The sequence below is a fragment of the Vibrio sp. Y176 genome (genome assembly GCF_033438945.1).
Genome location: NZ_JAWOQS010000185.1, coordinates 1 through 935 on the forward strand (window position 1 = coordinate 1; position 935 = coordinate 935).

Below are 935 nucleotides of genomic sequence, written 5' to 3' on the forward strand. Positions count from 1 at the left end.
AGCGCAACCTTGATGGACCCGAAACTGAAAGTCGGTTTTGGTGGTTTGCCTGTCGATAGCTTCAAATTTGACGAAGATCCGATGACCAATATCTCCGTCGGTTTGATGCAACAGTTCGAACGTGGCTCGACGCTCGATCTTCAACAAAAGAAAGCCAATCAACAAGCCGATGGTTTGTCTCTGCAAGTTCACGCACGGGAGCTTGAAGTGGCAAACAGCATGACTCAGCTTTGGTTGGAGCTGGGCTATCAGCAGAAAGCAGAGCAAATTTTGCTAGAAAACCGTCGGCTCATGACGGAAATGGAAAACTTCATTCAAACCAATTACTCAATCGGAAAAAGTGACGCGCAAGATTTACTGCATGCACAGCTTCAAGTGAGTAAGTTGGATGAAAAGCTGCAAGCCAACGCACAAATGCAGCGCCGTTTGGTCTCGCAACTCTCAGAATGGTTGGGCTCTGACTGGCTCAATACCTATACCCAAAACGGACGCTCAACACTCCAAGCCAGCAACACACTGACTTGGGCGTCATTGAACCAAAAGTTGTCTGCAAATAGCGAAACGACCAAACACTACCAACAGTTGAGTGATCACCCGATGGTGAAAATGGCAGACGAAAGTACTTCTGCCAATGAAACTCAAGTGGACATTGCAGAGCAAGCTTACACGCCTCAATTCGGTGTGGAAGTGATGTACGCCTATCGTCAAGCCAACAATATGAAAGGCGAACCTGCATCGGATTTGGTGAGCGCGTATCTAACAATGGACATTCCCCTGTTCACTGGCAATCGCCAAGACCGCAACTTAGCCGCCGCTCAGTATCAAGTAGGTGCTGCTCGCTCACAAAAAGATACGTTACTGACTCAGATGAACGCGAAGGTCAACACATTGCTGGTTGATCGCGCCAACTTGAGTCAGCGTTTAGAGCGTTATCA

The 935-nt window shown here is 48.0% G+C and carries 1 protein-coding gene; it reads left to right on the top strand.

What is annotated here, in order from left to right; genetic code table 11:
• On the top strand, nt 1-935 hold a 935-nt coding region (locus R7O13_RS24980), incomplete at both ends, for a TolC family protein (RefSeq protein ID WP_318304959.1).